Raw genomic sequence first — 17,022 nt, 5'->3', positions numbered from 1 at the left:
TTTGTAAGCAAGCTAGTGTAAATTTACTTAGTAAAATTTACACGACTAGCTTACTTTGGTGGCTTAAATTTATAGATTACGCATTGTAAAATTTAAAGGATGCTAGCTACCCCATCTCCATCCCAGCATCATCTTTTGTAAATTTACCTCTTAGCTCTGGTATCTCATTTACTATAATCTCTCTTATCTCTGGGTTGATATTTGCTATTTCTATTAGAATACCTAAGCTTTTGCCATTAAGGTCTCTTAGTCTGATATTTTCTTTTTGCAAACTTTCGGTTTTACGTGTTAGAGATTGATTTTCTCTATTCTTACTCTCTATCAATGTGTTTTGCTTATATATTTTTGTTTGTTGATTGATATGTGCTTCTAGTCTGTTTTTAAGAAGCATTATCTCTTTGTCTTGCTCGGCTTTGGTCTCTTTTAAATCATCTAGCTCTTTTTCTAGCTGCTCTTTTTCTTTTAAGACTTCTATACTTTTCTCTCTATCTTCTTCTATGATCTTGTTTTGTTCTATTATTTGTCCAGTAAGAAACTCTACTTGTTCTTTTAGCTTTTCATCAGATGTGATGGTTATGTTCTCTTGCAGCTGTTCAAAAACAGAATTTCTAAGACCTACTATTAAAGCTCTTTTTTCATTTGGCTCTAACCTAAAGTACTCGTCGCCCCACAAAGGCTCTTTCTTTTGCATATGCTTATTTGCTTCCGCTTCTATAAGCTTTTGAATTTTCTCTTTTAGCTCTTGCTCACTCTTATATTCACTTGCTATTTGGTGCATTTGGGTTAAATTCTTATGTCTATTTTTACTTGGTTTACCACGAAGCACCTGACCTTCAAATGCCTCTGCTCCCATATCTTGTAGCTCTTTACCAAATTCTGCTGTTTGTGCCTTACCGCTAAATCTCAAATTTGCATGCTTCTCAAAGTTGTAGTTTGTAAAGATAATCTGATAGTGCTTGGTCTTCTCATCATTATGTTCAGCTATAAGCAGACACTTTACACCATACTTTGCACAATATGTATTTATAAATCTCATTACTCTATCCATGTGTATGTTTTCATTTATAAATTTTGACTCTTCGTCATTTAGTCCTTCTTTTGGCTCTTTCTTCCTATCTGTACCAAATGTGATGATAATCTCACAAAAACCAGCCATATCTTTGCGCCAAGACTTATTTATAAGAGTTTCTATACCTTTTCTTTTTTGTGTATAAGACTGATTGGTATAGTCTTTCTCAAAGCTTTCTTGAAAGCATTTAAGTAAATTCTTTACAAAGGCTATATTGTGTAGTTCATCATCTTTAGCGTTAGCATCTCTCATATTGCCATTATTATTAAACTCGCTTAGGAGCTTGTAACGATTAATAGTGGCTGGATTTTTGTTGAGATACTTTATATGTTTCTTTTGATTTTTCTCACGACATGCATGTGCAAATCTACCTATAGCTCTACCATATGTTAAAAAATCTGACCTTACGTTTATAACTAGATTGTGATCATTTATTGTGTATGCATTAGCCATGGCAAATCACCTCACTACATAAACTTTCTCTCGTGCTAGCGGTGCTAGTTACTATCAATAAAAATATTTTCATTTTTATCCTTTTAAAATATATTTATAATAATTACACCAATTTTGAAAAAAATTTCAGCTAGAAATGCAAAATTTTGTAAAAAAGTTTATTTTTTAAGAAAGAAAAATTAGAAATATTAAAATGATGGAGGTTAAAAGTGTGTATTTAAGGAGGTTTTAGATAAAAAGTTAGAAGTAGAAATTAAAACAAATTTATTTTTATGGTATTAAAAGGGTGATGGCTTTATAATCGCTAGAATTTTTAAGAGACTGTCCCACTTTAGCAACTAAGTGTTCCACTCTTAAAGGAAATTTTAAAGAAAGGGAAAGAACAAAAGCATCACTGCTAGTGCCTAAAATAGTGCGTTTTGGTGTCACGGGGGAGACTTGAACTCCCGACCTCCGGCATTGCAAGTCGACACTATAAACGAGCAAAATATAAGAATATTTTTATCTTGTTCAGTATATACTTAGAAAAGTATATACGAGAGGTTGTAATAATGCAGGTTAGATTAAAAGTATTTAAAAGCGGTAACTCTTTGGCACTAAGGCTTCCAAAAAGCCTAAATTTAGACAACGTAAAAGAATTTATATTAAAGAGCTTTGATAATAACGAAGTGATTTTGACTCCGGTTAAAGATGATGAATGGAGCGGACTATTTAAGACTTTAAACGAGCTAAAAGATGCTGGAGTTAAATTTGAAAGAGCCGAGCCAAGCTTGCCTCAAGAGCGAAATTTTGGATTTAAATAATGTTTTTGCTCGATACTAATATTTGTAGTTACTTGATTTCTAGCACCGAGCCTTACAGTCAAAATATACTAAGCCATTTGACCAAACATGGCAAAAAAGATATTTTTATTTCAAGCATAACGATAGCCGAAATGTTTTACGGTATAGAAAATTCCACTCAAAAAGAGCTAAATTTAAGACTCATGAGCGATTTTATCTCAAATTTCGGCGTTTTGGATTTTACGAGCAAATGCGCGGCAAGCTACGGCAAAATAAGGCTTGAGATGAGAAATAAAAACAGAAGGATAGGCGATATGGACATGCTGATTGCCGCCGTAGCGCTTAGTAATGATCTTGTTTTGGTTACGAATAACGAAAAAGATTTTAAAGATATAAGCGAGCTTAGGATGGAAAATTGGAGCATTTGATATAATATACGGTAAATACAAAGCCTTTTGTTGGTTATATCGGAGGTTAGCTTAAAGCTGGAATGTGCAACCAAAACAAAGATGACTAAGCTCATGAAAATCAGTTGCGCCACTCTCGATAGACTACTAAACCCAGACAACGATTCGCTAACGCTAAGCACGCTTGAAGGTGCGATAGCGTCAGGCAAAAGACTAAGTATCTAGGTAACCTGGCGGTTGTCGATTAATATATTTAAATAAAAATCGTCTAAAATTTTGGACGAAATTTTATATAAAATATCGCAGAGGAAAGGAATTAATGGTGCTAGACTTGTTACATCTTTTTACCCAGAAAGAGTCAAAATTTATACTCTTAAAAATGCCATAGAAATCCCATTTTTAGGTACTTGTAGTAATAAAAAATGTTTTTACACTCTAGGTGTCCCTATCTCCCGGCCACGATCATATTATTTAAATATTTTTTAGATTAAAGTCATTTATTTTTACCTTTTGTATCTTGAGTTCTCTTAAATATACTTCATCATTTTTTACTTCTATTACGTTTGAAGATAGTCCGATATCTATATATTTATCTTTAAATAAATTTATATATTTGGGATGAAATTCTAAAAATCCTAAATCTTGATTGTGATAATACTCAAAGATTCCGTTTTGCTTTAAAATTTCAGTTGCCTTAAAGATATCCTCATCAAAAACCTTTGCAGTTTTTAAAAAGTAGTCGTTTTGGCTGAAGTATTGCCATTTTTCTTTGGGATATAGTGTATTTTGTTGATAAATTTGCCCTAGATGCTTATTTGCTAAAGAGCAATAAAATACACCCATTTTAAATTTGTTTTCACTTGCAAATTTTAAAAGCTCCAAGCTCTCCTCTTCGCTTCCAGATATAGCAAGGCCACCAGCGTACCAGTAGTTATAGTAGGTTTGAAATGGCGGATATTTGAGCATAAACCCTCTTTTTATATACTCTTTTTCATTCGTCAAAGGAAAGCAAAATTCGAGCAAATTCATACCATCGATTCCGATTTGTTCTAAATAAAACATTATATTTTTCATCTTTTCAAGAGTTTTTGGAATGACTGGCATCTCGACTATAACGGTTTTGATGTAGTGTTTTGCATCTTCGATCTTTTCTATGATGTCTGCTTGCTCGTTTAAACTATCCTCAAGTTTTATGCTAAATCTTATCTCGTCAAGTCCGCTGGATTTTAGCTTTTTGAGATATTTTGTGTCTATCAAAGTACCATTTGTATATAGTCTTTTGTGGATAGTGGTATTTGACTCATTTATGATTTTAAAAAATTCAAGCGCATCATCTTTGTATAGTAGGGGTTCGCCGCCGGTCAAAGCTACAAATTTAACGTTTTGATTATTTTTTAAAATCTTATTTGCTATCTGCTTTGCGGCAAATTTTCGTTTTACATCTTTTTTAAAATCATCTTGGTTCGGATTAAAGCAAAAATAGCAGTTCTTATTGCATTTTAAAGATAGATAAACACTGTGAGTATCGACTCCGGTCCTACATGCTTTACAGGCATTTGACTGAAAATTTATATATGAAAGTTCATTAGTAAATTTATTTGAAAAACCTTTTGTGAAAATTCCATTTTTATCGAAAACGAGCTTATATCTGGCTTCTATGCTTTTTATAAAGTCGTCTTCTATCTGCTTGTACTTATCGATAGCATTTTGTAGATTCGTACTCATTTTCTAGTCTTTGCTAAATTTTATAGGTTCATAAACTACTCTATGTTTTTTTGGGATTATCCCCCACCTATAATCGCTAAAAATATTTGTCTGTATGATGCACTCATAGCATGGCACAGCTGATTGTAAAAATTTTATTTTCTTATCATAAAGGCGGTCTTTTTTATCCAAGTTAGCGGCTAAAGATATAAGGGCGATGTAAAGATTTATCTGCTCATTGACTGACTTTAAAATTTTATAATCATTAGGATCGAACATATGTTTAAATTTTGTCTTTAAACTCTCATCATACGATAAATTTGCGTTTTTCCAAAACTCTTTAAATTCATCTATGTCCGTATCTTTATTTATAAAGCGAAAATAGCAGATCCCTCTACTAGTATGAGCTAAAAGTGCTTTACCTAGTACCGAATCTTGCAATACATAAGATATTTGGATATTGTTTGCGTATGTTTTAAACTCAAGCGGTGTGACCCCATAAACATTGACGAACATATTGTGAAGCTTTGAGGAGCTAGAAAGCCCCATATTAAAGGACGTATCTAATAAATTTTTAGAATTTCTAAGGCTTGCTCTTGCATAGTTTATAGTAATAAGGTGTAAAAACTGTATAGGTGTGACGCCGACATACGTTTTAAAAACCCTTATAAAATAAAATTTGCTCATATTTATTAATTGTGCCAGCTCGTCTATATTAACTTTTTTATCATGATTTTCGCATATATGCTTTATGATGCGCTCTATGTCTTGTTTTAGCGGGTCTTTATCTGTTTTCATAATGATCTTCAGGCAAATAAATTTATGGTTTTGCTTTTATTCTCGCATAAAAAGCACTCTTGTCTATCGTGTGGTATAAATTCTCCGCAGCTACATTTATTTGGTCGTATTTTATTTTCATGATAATGCATAAGCGAGCCTTTTAAATATATAGGTTTAAATCCTTCAATAGCCCCAAACAAACAGGTCGTTTTGCATAGTCCGCACTCGTTGCACCTCATGGCGGAGTGGTACAAGGTTATAGTATTGTTGCTTTTTGTAATACTTATAGCATCAAATGGGCAGATATTTTCACAAATTTGACATCCGCAGCATTTTTTATCGTTTATATTTAGTGTTTTCCAGCCAAATATCTTATCTTTTGCATAAAATTTAAGCCACTTATACATATCTTTTCTTGATATTTTATGTATGTAGTTATCTTTATAGTTTAGAACCGATCTTTTAATGCTGGAAAATAGTCCCCTTCTTGATGAGATATCGGTTTTTACTTCGTTTAAAGAGAGATTGATGTTTTTGTCATATAGCTCTTTACCTAAAAATTCTTTCACTCTTTTTATATTTTTTTCAAATATTTCTAAAAGACCTTTTTCTAGGCATGAGCTGCATTTATCATAGTAAAAGATCAACTTTTTATTGATCGCAAGATGAGCTAAAATCTCCCAAGGCAAAGAGGCTATGCAGTATAGATCTAAATTTTTATCAAATCCATTTTTGTAGCATCCTATGGTAATAGTTTCAAATTTCGATTTTAAAATTTCTTGAAATTTCTTTGCATTTACGGACGAAAAAGATATGGTTCTTATCGGGCAGACTACGGCGCAAAGATTGCAGTCAATACAGGCCTCAAACGAAGCGTGCTTGCTTGCGTCGTGATTCATTATGCCTTTGGGGCAAATTTGTTCGCAGTTAAAGCATATACTTTTGCCCTGTTTGCTGTTTAGACAGCCTTTAGCGTCTTTGCTAGTGTGAAGCCGATCAAAAGCTTCTTTTTCTCCCGATAAAAAATTAGCCAAAGTTATCTCCCGTCTTTTGCTATCTCCAAAAATGTTTTGTCATATTTTAAAAATGTGGTTAAAAAATATGATACCTTTTTTATGTATAAGCCGTTCTGATATTCTAAATCTGAGCTAAATTTACCTACCCATGTAAGTAAGTGCTCGTCTAGAAATTCCAAACTATCGTTGATAGCATCTTTATACGATCTCTCGTCTTGGTTTATGATACCAGCAAGATATAGCATAAAATTTAACTCAAATGCTATATGATCGTCCGCCTCGTGTGGGTGCTTAGTAGGAAGTAAGCCGTATTTGGCGTATTTGTTTCTCACTATAAGAGTCGAGTTGCCAAAGAGTATTTTTTCTTCCGATTCATACGCACTTTCCCAAGGTGGAGCGGGCAGCCTTTGCGGGCCGATGAGCATCGCAGTGTATTCGCTACTAAGCCTAGATAAAAATTCATCGCTTACCTCGCTTAAAAGCTTCGACAAGAATTTATAAAGCTCGCTTATATTGTAAATTTGCTCTGAAATTGCAAATGACTGCTTTATTTTTTCATCTAATAGCTCCTTTACACTTTTGGCGCTTAGCGGTGCGCTAAAAACTATATAAAAAGCTTTGTAGATATAGTATCTGCAAAGCATATAAATTTTTATGTCTTCACGGTTCATTGAAGTCCTACTGTCGTAGTTACCATAGCTACGTAAAATATCAGCTTTGCAAGTACTGCCGCTATAAATAAAAATATCGTCGCGGTAAGTGGTAAATTTAGAGCTATATAGCACTGTTTATCAGATGTTGATCTTATGCCTTGCACAAAAAATAAAAATATAGACACTGCACCCAAAACTGATATCAAAAGTATAAGGCTCGAATATGAAAATAGTATGCTTGCACTTTGTTTTGCGGCTAGTGAGCCTTGCGATAAGCCAAGTCCGTGCAGGACATAAGAGAGACCAAGCATTCCCGCTAAAACTAAAATCACTATGCCAAAAACATAAAAATTTAAACTCATTTCTTTATATGTAAGTGTATAGAAAAATATCGCTCCAAGCATAAGAGCCGATAGGTAGTATTCAAAATAAGTATTTGCACTATCCCAGAAAGGAACGCTTGTCGATATATAAGCCTGCGACATCACATATAGATCAAATATGCCAGCTAGTAAGCTTAAGGCGCAAATCGGCGTTAAAATACCCGTGAATTTACCTGTATATAATATAAGCGCATACGCACAAACGAGCCCTGTATATAGCGATGTAAAGAAAATTTCGCGAGATAGCCAAGAGCTTGAAAGGTTGCTCATCGTTAAATACGCGTTCATAGGATTTCCCAAGTGCAAGAATGAGCTCAAAACACCGATCACGGCTAATATCGCTGCTATCATAGCTGGCTTGGTAAATTCCTTTTTGTATCTAAATTTAAAGATCGCAACGAAAAAGATCATGCCTATTGAGGATTGCAAACATACTGAAAATACACTAAGTCCTAAATCTTGAAATAAACTATGCATCTTAATACTCCTTCTTGCTAAACGAGCTATCAAATGCCTGTGGTTTAGGCTTTATATAAACGCTTGGATGTGTTATCTGCGAATTTGGCAAGATAGGCAAGTCCTTGGTTAAATTTTCGCTTCTATTCGTATCTTCGGTATCTACTATCGTTAGACAACGCATTATACAAGCATCGACGCAAGCTGGATCTTGACCAATATCAAGCAGGTCTTGACACATATTGCATTTGCTTACTAGCCCTGTTTTTTTGGAAAATTGCGGGACGCCATAAGGGCAGTTCCAAATGCAATACTTGCATCCTATACATTTTGAAGCATCATGTTGGACGCTAAGATCCTCGCTTATATGCATAGCTCTTGTAGGGCAGCCTTCGACACATTTTGGATTTTCGCAGTGGTTGCAAGATGTGCTGTAGTGATAAATTCTGACATCTGGAAAGACTCCGGTCTCAAAGCTTACTACTTTTCTAAATAAAGTTCCTATATCAAGATCGTTTTTGTCTTTGCACGCTATCTGGCATGTCTTGCAGCCGATACAGCTTGTCATATCAAAATAAAAGGCTCTTCTTTTCATCTATCGCTCCTTAACTAAAAATAACTCTTGCAGGCTTATTGATATCATCGATCAGCTTACTATGATACTTCTCGATCTTTACTATGACCGAGTTAAAGCCTGACACGCCTTGTCCTGTTGGATACTGACCGGCTAAGATATTGTCGGCTCCGCCCATATCAATGCCTGTTTTTTCATCTATATCCACCCATGCACCGTGTGGCAAAGCTATGACTCCTGGCATCAAACGCTCGGTCACTACTGCATTTCTTAAAACCTTGCCGTAAGCACTCGTGATCAAAACACTGTCATTTTCACTTATACCGTTTTCCTTTGCGTCTTTGGAGCTTATAAATACGGGATTTCTCCATGCCTCTTGCAGCCATTTTACATTGTCAAATACCGAGTGTGACCGCCTTAGATAGTGCGGCGATATGAGCTGATATTTAAATTCTCCTTTTACCTTTTTGTCCCAATCGGCAAAGGTGTCTACGTAACCGTCTTTTACATTTATATATGTTGGTATAGGCGAAATTTTGCTATATCCCATTTGATTGATCTTGTTTGCCAGTGTCAAAGAGCAAATTTCTAACTTTCCGCTTGGGGTATTTAGGGGATTGCTTGTAGGATCTTTACTAAAATTCTCATATGCTATATAGCCGTAATTATCTCCTTGAAACCTCTTTACCTGATAAACGCCCTTTTCTTTAAATTCTTTATATGAAATTCTGCCCGTTTGCGGTGAGCCTTTGACCCCAAGCTCAGCTATATCTTCAGGCGTAATGGTAACTAGCGGCTCATACGTCTTGCCATCATCTTTTACGACTTCTATCGTCGATAGGGCGTTGAAATACTGCTGTTTTTCATCAAACGGATAAATTTCTTTAGGATCTATGCCAAGTCTTTTGCCTAGCTCTATGGCTATCCATTGATCTGACTTTGCTTCAAAAAGCGGTTGCGTGATTTGAGAGTAGTTTATTATCATCTCTCTGTTTCCGCTATGGACTAAATTTCCACCCAAAAAGCCGCCAAATTTCTCCCATTCGGTGATGACTGGCAAAACGATATCGGCGTATTTGGCATTTGTAGTGAGAAACTGCCCGTGAGCTACAACCAGATCGACTTTTCTATGTGCCTCTATGCCTTTGCTCATCCCGTCGCTCGTTTGTAAATTTGCCCCGGCAGCGCTATAAATGACGCGTATGTCGATATCTCTAATCTGTCCTTTGGCATATTGCTTAGGGGAAACGAAGGAACCGCTTCCGGTAAAATTATATTTTCCATCTATTATAGCGTTCCATACCTCATTGGCGTTTATTGTATCATCTATAGGATTCGCGATCGCGGGTAGTCCGTCGTTACCGGCTTTTACAAGTGCAGGACCGCCATTGCCTGATGTAGCGTGCATGGTGCTTCCTGTCATATGACCTGATTTACCCATATGCCCGGTCATCGCACCTATCGTCATTATTAGTTGAGGTAGATTATCAGCGTTTTTGGTTCTTGCCGAAGCCATGCCGCACAGAAACGCTACTTTGTTGTTTTTGCCGAGCTCCAATGCAAGATGCCTTATCTCGCTTGGCTCGATACCACAAATTTCAGACGCCCATTCGGCCGTTTTTGGCTTGCCATCATGGGTGCCTAGGACATAGTCTTTAAAATTATTTTTGACATCTTCGCCCTGAGGCATATGATCTTCGTCAAAACCGATAGTGCATTTATTTAAAAATTCCCAATCTATCAGCGGGTGATTTATAGGATCATCCATAGTGATCAAAGAGTGTGCCACCCCAAGAAGTAAAGCCGTATCGGTTGATGGCCTAACGGGTAGCCATTTGGCGTCTAAAAGGGCGCAGGTATCGTTATAAATAGGATCTATACATATAAATTTGGCTCCGGCTTTTTTGGCTTGCAAATAATGCCAACTAGCGCTTCCCATCGCGCTTCTAGCTGGATTCATGCTAAGCATTATGATCGTGTCGCAATTTCTCATATCAAATCTATCATTGATGGTCTGATCCCAAACTCCAAGCTGTAAAAAGCCTACGACTCCTGGCGTCATCGCCCAGCTGCCAAAGGAATTTGTGTTCCAATATTCCGTATATCCGCCAAAAATCCCCAATGTCCTTGACATCTCGACGATCTGGCTGTTCCAGCCGGCTGAGAGCAAAATAGAGCGGTTGCCATATTCTTTTTTTACTCTTTTTAGCTCGTTTGCTATCAGGTCTAGCGCCTCATCCCATGAAATTCTCTCCCATTCGTCCTGACCGCGTAAATTTTTATCTCCGCCACCAGGGCTATAATGCTTTCTTTTCATAGGATATTTAAGTCTATCGATGCTAAAGACCTGCTTTCTTTGACTTCTGCCCCTCAAGCAACCACGTTGCTGTGGATAGTCCGGGCTATCTGCGTGAGTATCGTCCGTCTTTTGCCTTATGACTACGCCGTCTTTGACTAGGACTTTATTTACGCATCTGCCGCCGCAGTTATGCCAACAGGCCGCAGATATCCACTGCGATGAGTGCTCGGTATCTTTTTTGTCTTGTTTTATTTGTTGCGCTGTGTCACTAGTCTTACTTAGCGAGTTATCCGCACCAAGAACGGAAGCTGCAGTGGCCGTAGCTAAAGCGCTTTTTAAAAAAGCCCTACGATCAAATTTCTGTATTTTTGATGTGTCAGACATGATTTTTCTCCCCACTAAAATAATTTTATGAAAATTATATGGGAACAGCTTTATAAAATCAATCTGAAAATTGCTATTTAGTAGAATATTTTTATTTTATAACTTTTGAATATCTGATGAATAAATTTCACTCTTTCTTACAAACGGCGGCCGAGTGTGTCAAGATATCGTGTAAATTTAGCCTATCTTTTCGTAAAAAGCATAGCAGCAACCCTACGATGCTAAATCCGGCGACGATAAAACAGACATATCGTAAAATAGCGTGTAAAAAGCCTATCTTGCGGCCATTTCGTAAATTTATTAGGTAAATTTGCTGGGCTTTGTAGCCCGGAGTCTGTGCGCTAATGCTAAAAAACAAGCACATTATGAGGCCAAAAGCGGCGTTGCAAACGGCGATAGAGAGCTGGCTGGCGGCAAATTTCTCTTTGCTGCCCAGTACTACATAGGTCGTAAAATACAAAATCGGCATCAAAATGACGAACATATCGATTATAAACGCCTTTACTCGCAGCCAAACCGGCGCGATAACCGCCTTTTGCTTTGGCATCAGTTTCCGCGACTGCCGGGCTTTATCGCTTGGCTCCCGCTCGCGCACAACGGGCAGTTTTCAGGCGCGTAGATCTCGAATTCAAAATTTCCCAGAGCAAAGAGTGGCACATCGCTTGGCAGTTTGCAGTTTGATTTCGCTTCGTTTTTTAAATTTGCCAAGGAGCAAAAGCCTCTGTTTGCAAGCGCTGCAAAGCCCACGACCTCGCCGCCTAGGCCTTTGATTATGTTTGCGGCCTCTAGCGCCGAGCCGCCTGTGGTTATGATGTCCTCGCAGACGATGAAACGCTCGCCTTTTTTGACCTCAAATCCACGCCTAAGCGTCATCACTTTATCGACTCGCTCTGTAAATATGAACCTCTTTTTCGCCGCTCGTGCGAGCTCGTAGCCGGCTAAAATTCCACCCAAAGCAGGCGAGCAAACGCTGTCGAATTCCACGCCATGCGCCGCTATGATCCGTGCCAGCTCATCTGCCAAACGTCCTGCCAGCTGCGGATCTTCGAGCACTTTTGCACTTTGCAAGTAAAACTGCGAGTGGTTGCCGCTCGTTAGTAAGAAATGTCCTTTCAAATACGCGCCCGCATCGCGGTAAATTCGCTCTAGATCCATTTACGCTCCTTAAAATTTTGCGCTATCTTAGCACACACGCTCTTAAGCTACTCTTGCCTCACATAGCCAAGCGGCCTTACCGACGTGACCTTGTAGCCGCTTTGCGGGTTAAATTCAAGCTCCATATTATAAAAAATTACATCTAAATTTTCCTCTTTAAACACTAAAAGATCGAATTTTATGTTTACGAGCCGCTCGGGGTCGTAAAGTTTCGTGGTGTTCATATCGTTTTTGCTAAAGGCATCTTTTAGATGCTCGTCAAGATCGATATCTACGCTTTCGTTGTTATCCAGGGCAAATTTCAAAACAGGTCCGTCGACTCTACTATCATAAAATCCGGGTCCTATAAAATACACCTGCGCTTCTTTGCCGACTTTCAGCTTTGCCGGTGCAAACGAGAGCGAAAAGTATTCGTTTTTGTCGGCATATATGGTGGCTATGCTGGCGTCAAACATATCGATAGCTTTTTTATTTTTGTTCGCGAATTCGCTGTCGTAGCTTTGTATGTAAAATAAAATATCTCTGATGCGCAACGTCAGCTCATCGCCTAGCTGTGCCAGCTCCCGCTCGTCGATATTGGTCCTGATATTGCCGTCGGCATCCAAGAAATTTAGTTGCTTGAATTTCGCAAATAAAATTTGCTTTTGCGAATTTAGCGCTATCGTTTTTGCATCGAGCACAAAGCCCGTGACGAAGGTCGCTAGGATAGCAAAAACGGCTACTGCGCGGTATGAAAAGAGCGGCTTAAATAGCATGGATACATAAATGACGCTCGCAAAAGCCGCCGAAGCGATCAGGTAAATTCTATCGACCGTAAGGCCGTATTCGCCGACTCTGGCCTCTATGCCGATCCATAAAAGCACTATCGCAGGGACGGCTAGGATGGCGAAAATTTTAAAGAATTTAGCCCAAGGCTGCCTGTCTAGGACTAAATTTATCGTGCTTAAAGTAAAGCCGCCAGCCAAATAAGCAAGGACTATGTATGCCACGCCGCCTCTAGGCAGGCCGCTAAAGATGGCGATATTTGCGATATAGCAGTAAAGCAAGATCGTATAAACCAGCAAAAGTGGCGTCAGGATGAAATTTATGATGAGCTCAAGGAATTTAGTAAATTCATACTCCGTCTTGCTGGTCTCAAACGCCAAAAACAAGATCGGCAAGACGCCTAGGACTGCGCCCATGTAAACTCTGGCAAATATCCCCTCTCTTAACATATCTGTGTCAAATAGATAGTCAAGTCCGCCAAACACGGAGAATACGGCAAGATAAAATATATGTGCAGCGATGAAGGCGAAGGCTAAATTTATGATGCGATTTAGCGCTTTGCGGACGAAATTTTGATTTTCTTTGGAGAAATTTTCGCTGATCAAGGCGATGAGCGCGATGAGATTTGCCGCCCAAAATCCCAGTTTGTCAAGATAGTGTTCGCCGTCCGTGTCGATAAATTTTATCGCTGCTATACCGATGATAGGCACCAAGGCCGAGCAGATATAAAGCGCTCTTTGACGCCTGCAAAGAAAGATGACGACTAAAAAGAGCGGCTCAAATACCCAAAATGCGCTATCTTGCTTTAGTGTGCTCATACTGATGAACGAAAGCGGCAGCATGAAAAGAACGATCGCTATGAGCTCGATCTTGTGTGATGATAACGTAGGCTTGAGATAGCAGAGGCTTTTGCGAAAGAGGCTCATAAATTCCCTTTGAATAAACGGCTGAATTTTGATCAGAAATAAGAGCTTTGACTAGAATTTCAGGGCCTTAGCAAAGCTCTTTGCAGCTTAAAATTTAGGCTTAGACCTTTAGTAGTTCGGCCTCTTTTTCTTTTACGAGAGCATCGATCTTGGCGACATAGCCGTCAGTTATCTTTTGAACCTCATCTTGTCCTTTTTTGCTCTCGTCCTCGGTTATGGCTTTATCTTTTTCAAGCTTTTTGACCTCGTCGTTTGCGTCTTTGCGGACATTTCTGACGCTTACTTTGGCTTTTTCGCCCATCGCCTTTGCGTGTTTGGCGTTTTCTTGGCGTTGCTCGATAGTCATCGGAGGGAAAAACAGCTTCACGCATTCACCGTCGCTGTTTGGGTTGACACCGATATTTGCCGCTTGGATCGCGCCTGAGATCGTCTTTATCATGCTCTTTTCCCAAGGCGTGATGCTGATCGTAGAAGCGTCGCTGGCAAGCACGGTGGCTACTTGATTTAGCGGAGTCATCGAGCCGTAATAATCGACCATGACGTGATCTAGGATACTTATATTTACCTTGCCTGTTCTAAGCGTCGTGAAATCGCGCTTTAGCGAAGCGATCGCCTTTTCGCAGCCGTCCTTTTGGGCCGCATAAACATCATTTAGCATTTATGTCCTTTATTAAGAGTTTTGTTGTCCTTTGATGATCGATTTTTAGCGACATCAAAATTTTGTTTTTATTGATAGGCTGGGCGAATTTGTAGCTGAATACGCCATTTTGCATAGGCACGGGCTTAAAGCCCTTAAAGCCGGTCATGAAAAATTTCCCCTCGCTCGCGTTCGTATCGGTCTTTATCGTTATCTCGTCTATCGCGTTGTCTTGCGGGTAATCTTTCGGAAATATCCACTCGGCCTTTAAAAATTTGCTATTTAGCGCCAGAGCTATCTTCGTGCCGTCCTCGACGGGCGTCCTGTAAAGATCGAAAACATCGCTTTTATCTGAAACGGCGCCTGAATTTTGATTTAACAGCGCGTCAAATCCAAATTCCTTTGTAAGCTCTATGACGCGTTTATCATATTCTCCGTAAGGTACGGCGAAATACTTTGGCTTATAGCCCATGTGCTTTTCAAAAATTTCAACCCCGTTTACGAAATCCTGCCTAAGACTCTCGTCATCAAGTCTCGTCATACGAGGATGGCCGTATGAGTGGTAGCCTATCTCGCCGTATTTTTCGGCCTCTTTTATCTGATCGAAATTCATATAGTCTTTATATCTTCGTGCGCTGGCCTCGACATAAACCATCAGTGTGAAAGGATAGTCATACTCTTTGAAAATGCTAAGAGCGTTGTCGTAAAAGCTCTTATACCCATCATCGACCGTCAAAACGACCCAGCTATCGGGGATAGCTTTACCTGCATTGACGGCCTCTACCAGCTTTGAAAATTTGACGACTTCATAACCGCCCGCCTTTAAAAAATCAAACTGCGCGCGTAAAGTCTGAGTGGATATGTTCGTGCTGGGGTATCTAGGGTCGTCGAATCGGTGATATACAAAGATATGCGCATCACCGAATGCGAAAATAAAGCTGCAAAATAAAATCAGCAGCGATTTATACATCATTATTTGGCTGGAGTTTGCGGAGCGCTCGGCACTGACGGCACTGACGGTTCGCTAGGCTCTGCAGGTTTTGGCGCGACTAACGAATTCGTATCGACGCTGTCGATCAAAGAGCGTTTCATATCTTTGTTGTAAAGATAGCCCAGCGTCAAGGTGTTTAGTATAAAAAGTATGCCTACGACAAAGGTAAATTTAGCTAAAAATCCGGCCGGACCCTTTGCGCCAAAGAGGCTTTCGTTGCTGCCGCTATACGCGCCAAGTCCGATAGATGAGCTCTTTTGAAGTAAGACAGATATGGTTATGACTACTGCCAGGATGAATTGTAAGATCAGAAAAATCAAACTCACTGAAATTCCTTTAAAATTTTTTAAATAATTGTTTGCGATTATACAAAAAAAGTTTTAAATTTATTGTTAAAGTCGCTTTTCTATCTCGTAAAGCTCGTATCTGATCGTCTTAAAAAGCTCGGAGCACTCTAAATTTACAAGTTTGAAGCACTCTTCTAAAACGCGTGCGCTCTCCTGCGCTCTTTTTAGGTTTGCGATCATGATGTCGCCTAAATTTTGACGATCTTGCTCGGTTTTGGTGCTTTTTTTTAACACATCCGAGTCGGCGTCTCTAAATTTTATGAATTCATTTGCGGGGATTTTTGCCTTATGGCGGAGATTTTTGATTTTATAGGCGAGCTGCGCGTCGTCAAAGACGTATCTTTTGATATCCTCGACGACACGCAAGCCCTCTTTTAGTCTATTTAGATTCGCATCTATAACGCGGTAGATGCGCTCGTTTTCACTCATCTCTGCCAAAAATTCCTAAAATTTGAAGCAACGAGGTGAAAAGATTTACAAAGTCAAGATACAAAGCGACTGCGCCCTCGATAGGAGTCTCGTAGTTGCCACGAACGATATTTTGCGTATCGTAAAGTATGTATGCGCTAAACAAGATCGCACCGATGCTGGCGATAACTATCTGAAAAATAGGGCTTTGCATAAAAATATTTATGATGCCGGCTACGATGATCACGATAAGCGTGATGAAGAGCATCTTACCCATCGCAGTAAAATCGCGCTTGCTGTTCATCGCAAATATGCTTAGAGCGCCAAATGCGACTGTCGTGAGAGCAAACGCTTGAGCTACTATGGATGCACCGCTTGGCATCGATAAGATAGCCGATAGTAGCGGAGTTAGCGTAAGCCCGCTGACGAAAGTGAAGCCAAATAGAAGTATTAAATTTAGCCCCTCTTTACGTTTGGCTGCCATTAGCCCAAATAACAGTGCAAATTCCACTATGACAAGACCCCAAAACAACAATCTGTTAGTCGCAAAAACGCTTGCTATGCTGATGCCTACGTAAGCACCTGCGGTAGCAGATAAAAGCGAAGCTGCGAAAAGCTGATATGTTTGTTTGATAAAAGTGCTTAACGAGCTTTGCGGATACGCTACTTCGCGCTCGTTTTCCCTTGAGTTTTCATTAGCGTAGTTTCTATCGTATAAACTCATTTTCTCTCCTTTTGAAATTTTTGCCTAAATTTAGCCAAAAATAGGTAAATAGTAGTTAAAATTTGACTTAACCGCAGAGCATAAATTCAACTTATGCGCATCGCTGTGG

The 17,022-nt window shown here is 39.0% G+C and carries 18 protein-coding genes; 2 read left to right on the top strand and 16 right to left on the bottom strand.

The features are described 5' to 3' along the window. Positions 1-106: 106 nt before the first annotated feature. Positions 107-1,522 carry a coiled-coil domain-containing protein gene (locus CCVT_RS09315; RefSeq protein ID WP_018137150.1) on the bottom strand — a complete coding sequence of 472 codons (1,416 nt, stop codon included), beginning with the start codon at positions 1,520-1,522 and terminating at the stop codon, positions 107-109. A gap of 551 nt (positions 1,523-2,073) precedes the next feature. Between CCVT_RS09315 and CCVT_RS09310 the strand changes: the two genes are divergently transcribed. Together CCVT_RS09310 and vapC are read left to right on the top strand one after the other, a co-directional pair. Further along, positions 2,074-2,325, top strand: coding sequence for an antitoxin (locus tag CCVT_RS09310; protein WP_018137148.1), 252 nt, complete (start codon positions 2,074-2,076; stop codon positions 2,323-2,325). Further along, a complete protein-coding gene (gene vapC, locus CCVT_RS09305; RefSeq protein WP_018137147.1) occupies positions 2,325-2,732 on the top strand; it encodes a type II toxin-antitoxin system tRNA(fMet)-specific endonuclease VapC in 408 nt (135 codons plus the stop codon). Before CCVT_RS09310 ends, vapC begins: the two co-directional genes overlap by 1 nt. A 450-nt stretch (positions 2,733-3,182) precedes the next feature. On the opposite strand, the gene CCVT_RS09300 is transcribed toward vapC, so the two are convergent. From CCVT_RS09300 to CCVT_RS09230, 15 genes are all read right to left on the bottom strand, one after another. Further along, the gene (locus CCVT_RS09300) at positions 3,183-4,436 is read right to left on the bottom strand and encodes a radical SAM protein (protein ID WP_018137145.1); all 1,254 of its coding nucleotides are present in this window, start codon (positions 4,434-4,436) and stop codon (positions 3,183-3,185) included. Positions 4,437-4,439: 3 nt separating this feature from the next. Continuing rightward, positions 4,440-5,213 carry a helix-turn-helix domain-containing protein gene (locus tag CCVT_RS09295; protein WP_018137144.1) on the bottom strand — a complete coding sequence of 258 codons (774 nt, stop codon included), beginning with the start codon at positions 5,211-5,213 and terminating at the stop codon, positions 4,440-4,442. Positions 5,214-5,221: 8 nt separating this feature from the next. Then, complete coding sequence (locus CCVT_RS09290) at positions 5,222-6,094, bottom strand: 4Fe-4S binding protein (RefSeq protein WP_169331156.1); 873 nt, start codon at positions 6,092-6,094, stop codon at positions 5,222-5,224. Between the two features lie 137 nt (positions 6,095-6,231). Beyond that, a complete protein-coding gene (locus CCVT_RS09285; protein ID WP_018137142.1) occupies positions 6,232-6,882 on the bottom strand; it encodes a TorD/DmsD family molecular chaperone in 651 nt (216 codons plus the stop codon). Continuing rightward, positions 6,879-7,724: a dimethyl sulfoxide reductase anchor subunit family protein gene (locus CCVT_RS09280; protein WP_018137141.1), complete on the bottom strand. Its 846-nt coding sequence runs from the start codon at positions 7,722-7,724 to the stop codon at positions 6,879-6,881. The genes CCVT_RS09285 and CCVT_RS09280 overlap by 4 nt, the downstream gene beginning before the upstream one ends. Position 7,725: 1 nt before the next feature. Continuing rightward, complete coding sequence (locus tag CCVT_RS09275) at positions 7,726-8,298, bottom strand: 4Fe-4S dicluster domain-containing protein (RefSeq protein WP_009649512.1); 573 nt, start codon at positions 8,296-8,298, stop codon at positions 7,726-7,728. Positions 8,299-8,308: 10 nt separating this feature from the next. After that, positions 8,309-10,960, bottom strand: coding sequence for a molybdopterin-dependent oxidoreductase (locus CCVT_RS09270; protein WP_018137140.1), 2,652 nt, complete (start codon positions 10,958-10,960; stop codon positions 8,309-8,311). Positions 10,961-11,087: 127 nt separating this feature from the next. Next, entirely contained in the window at positions 11,088-11,507 is a 420-nt protein-coding gene (locus CCVT_RS09265; RefSeq protein ID WP_018137139.1) for an RDD family protein, read from the bottom strand. Continuing rightward, positions 11,507-12,115 (bottom strand): orotate phosphoribosyltransferase, encoded by a 609-nt coding sequence (gene pyrE / locus CCVT_RS09260; RefSeq protein WP_018137138.1) that lies wholly within the window; start codon positions 12,113-12,115, stop codon positions 11,507-11,509. Before pyrE ends, CCVT_RS09265 begins: the two co-directional genes overlap by 1 nt. A gap of 47 nt (positions 12,116-12,162) precedes the next feature. Further along, positions 12,163-13,806, bottom strand: a complete 1,644-nt coding sequence (locus CCVT_RS09255; protein ID WP_018137137.1) for a DUF4153 domain-containing protein — start codon at positions 13,804-13,806, stop codon at positions 12,163-12,165. A gap of 100 nt (positions 13,807-13,906) precedes the next feature. Beyond that, positions 13,907-14,464 carry a ribosome recycling factor gene (gene frr / locus CCVT_RS09250; protein WP_009649626.1) on the bottom strand — a complete coding sequence of 186 codons (558 nt, stop codon included), beginning with the start codon at positions 14,462-14,464 and terminating at the stop codon, positions 13,907-13,909. Beyond that, complete coding sequence (locus CCVT_RS09245) at positions 14,454-15,416, bottom strand: polysaccharide deacetylase family protein (RefSeq protein ID WP_018137136.1); 963 nt, start codon at positions 15,414-15,416, stop codon at positions 14,454-14,456. Before CCVT_RS09245 ends, frr begins: the two co-directional genes overlap by 11 nt. Then, positions 15,416-15,760, bottom strand: coding sequence for a preprotein translocase subunit SecG (secG, locus tag CCVT_RS09240; protein WP_018137135.1), 345 nt, complete (start codon positions 15,758-15,760; stop codon positions 15,416-15,418). Before secG ends, CCVT_RS09245 begins: the two co-directional genes overlap by 1 nt. Before the next feature lie 66 nt (positions 15,761-15,826). Continuing rightward, a complete protein-coding gene (locus tag CCVT_RS09235; RefSeq protein ID WP_026175533.1) occupies positions 15,827-16,210 on the bottom strand; it encodes a hypothetical protein in 384 nt (127 codons plus the stop codon). Then, positions 16,203-16,913 carry a Bax inhibitor-1/YccA family protein gene (locus CCVT_RS09230; protein WP_009649874.1) on the bottom strand — a complete coding sequence of 237 codons (711 nt, stop codon included), beginning with the start codon at positions 16,911-16,913 and terminating at the stop codon, positions 16,203-16,205. The genes CCVT_RS09235 and CCVT_RS09230 overlap by 8 nt, the downstream gene beginning before the upstream one ends. Positions 16,914-17,022 lie beyond the last annotated feature (109 nt).

The organism is Campylobacter curvus (genome assembly GCF_013372125.1).
GTDB lineage: Bacteria > Campylobacterota > Campylobacteria > Campylobacterales > Campylobacteraceae > Campylobacter_A > Campylobacter_A curvus.
Note: the sequence above shows the minus strand (reverse complement) of the source record. Positions and strands in the feature narration are given on the sequence as shown.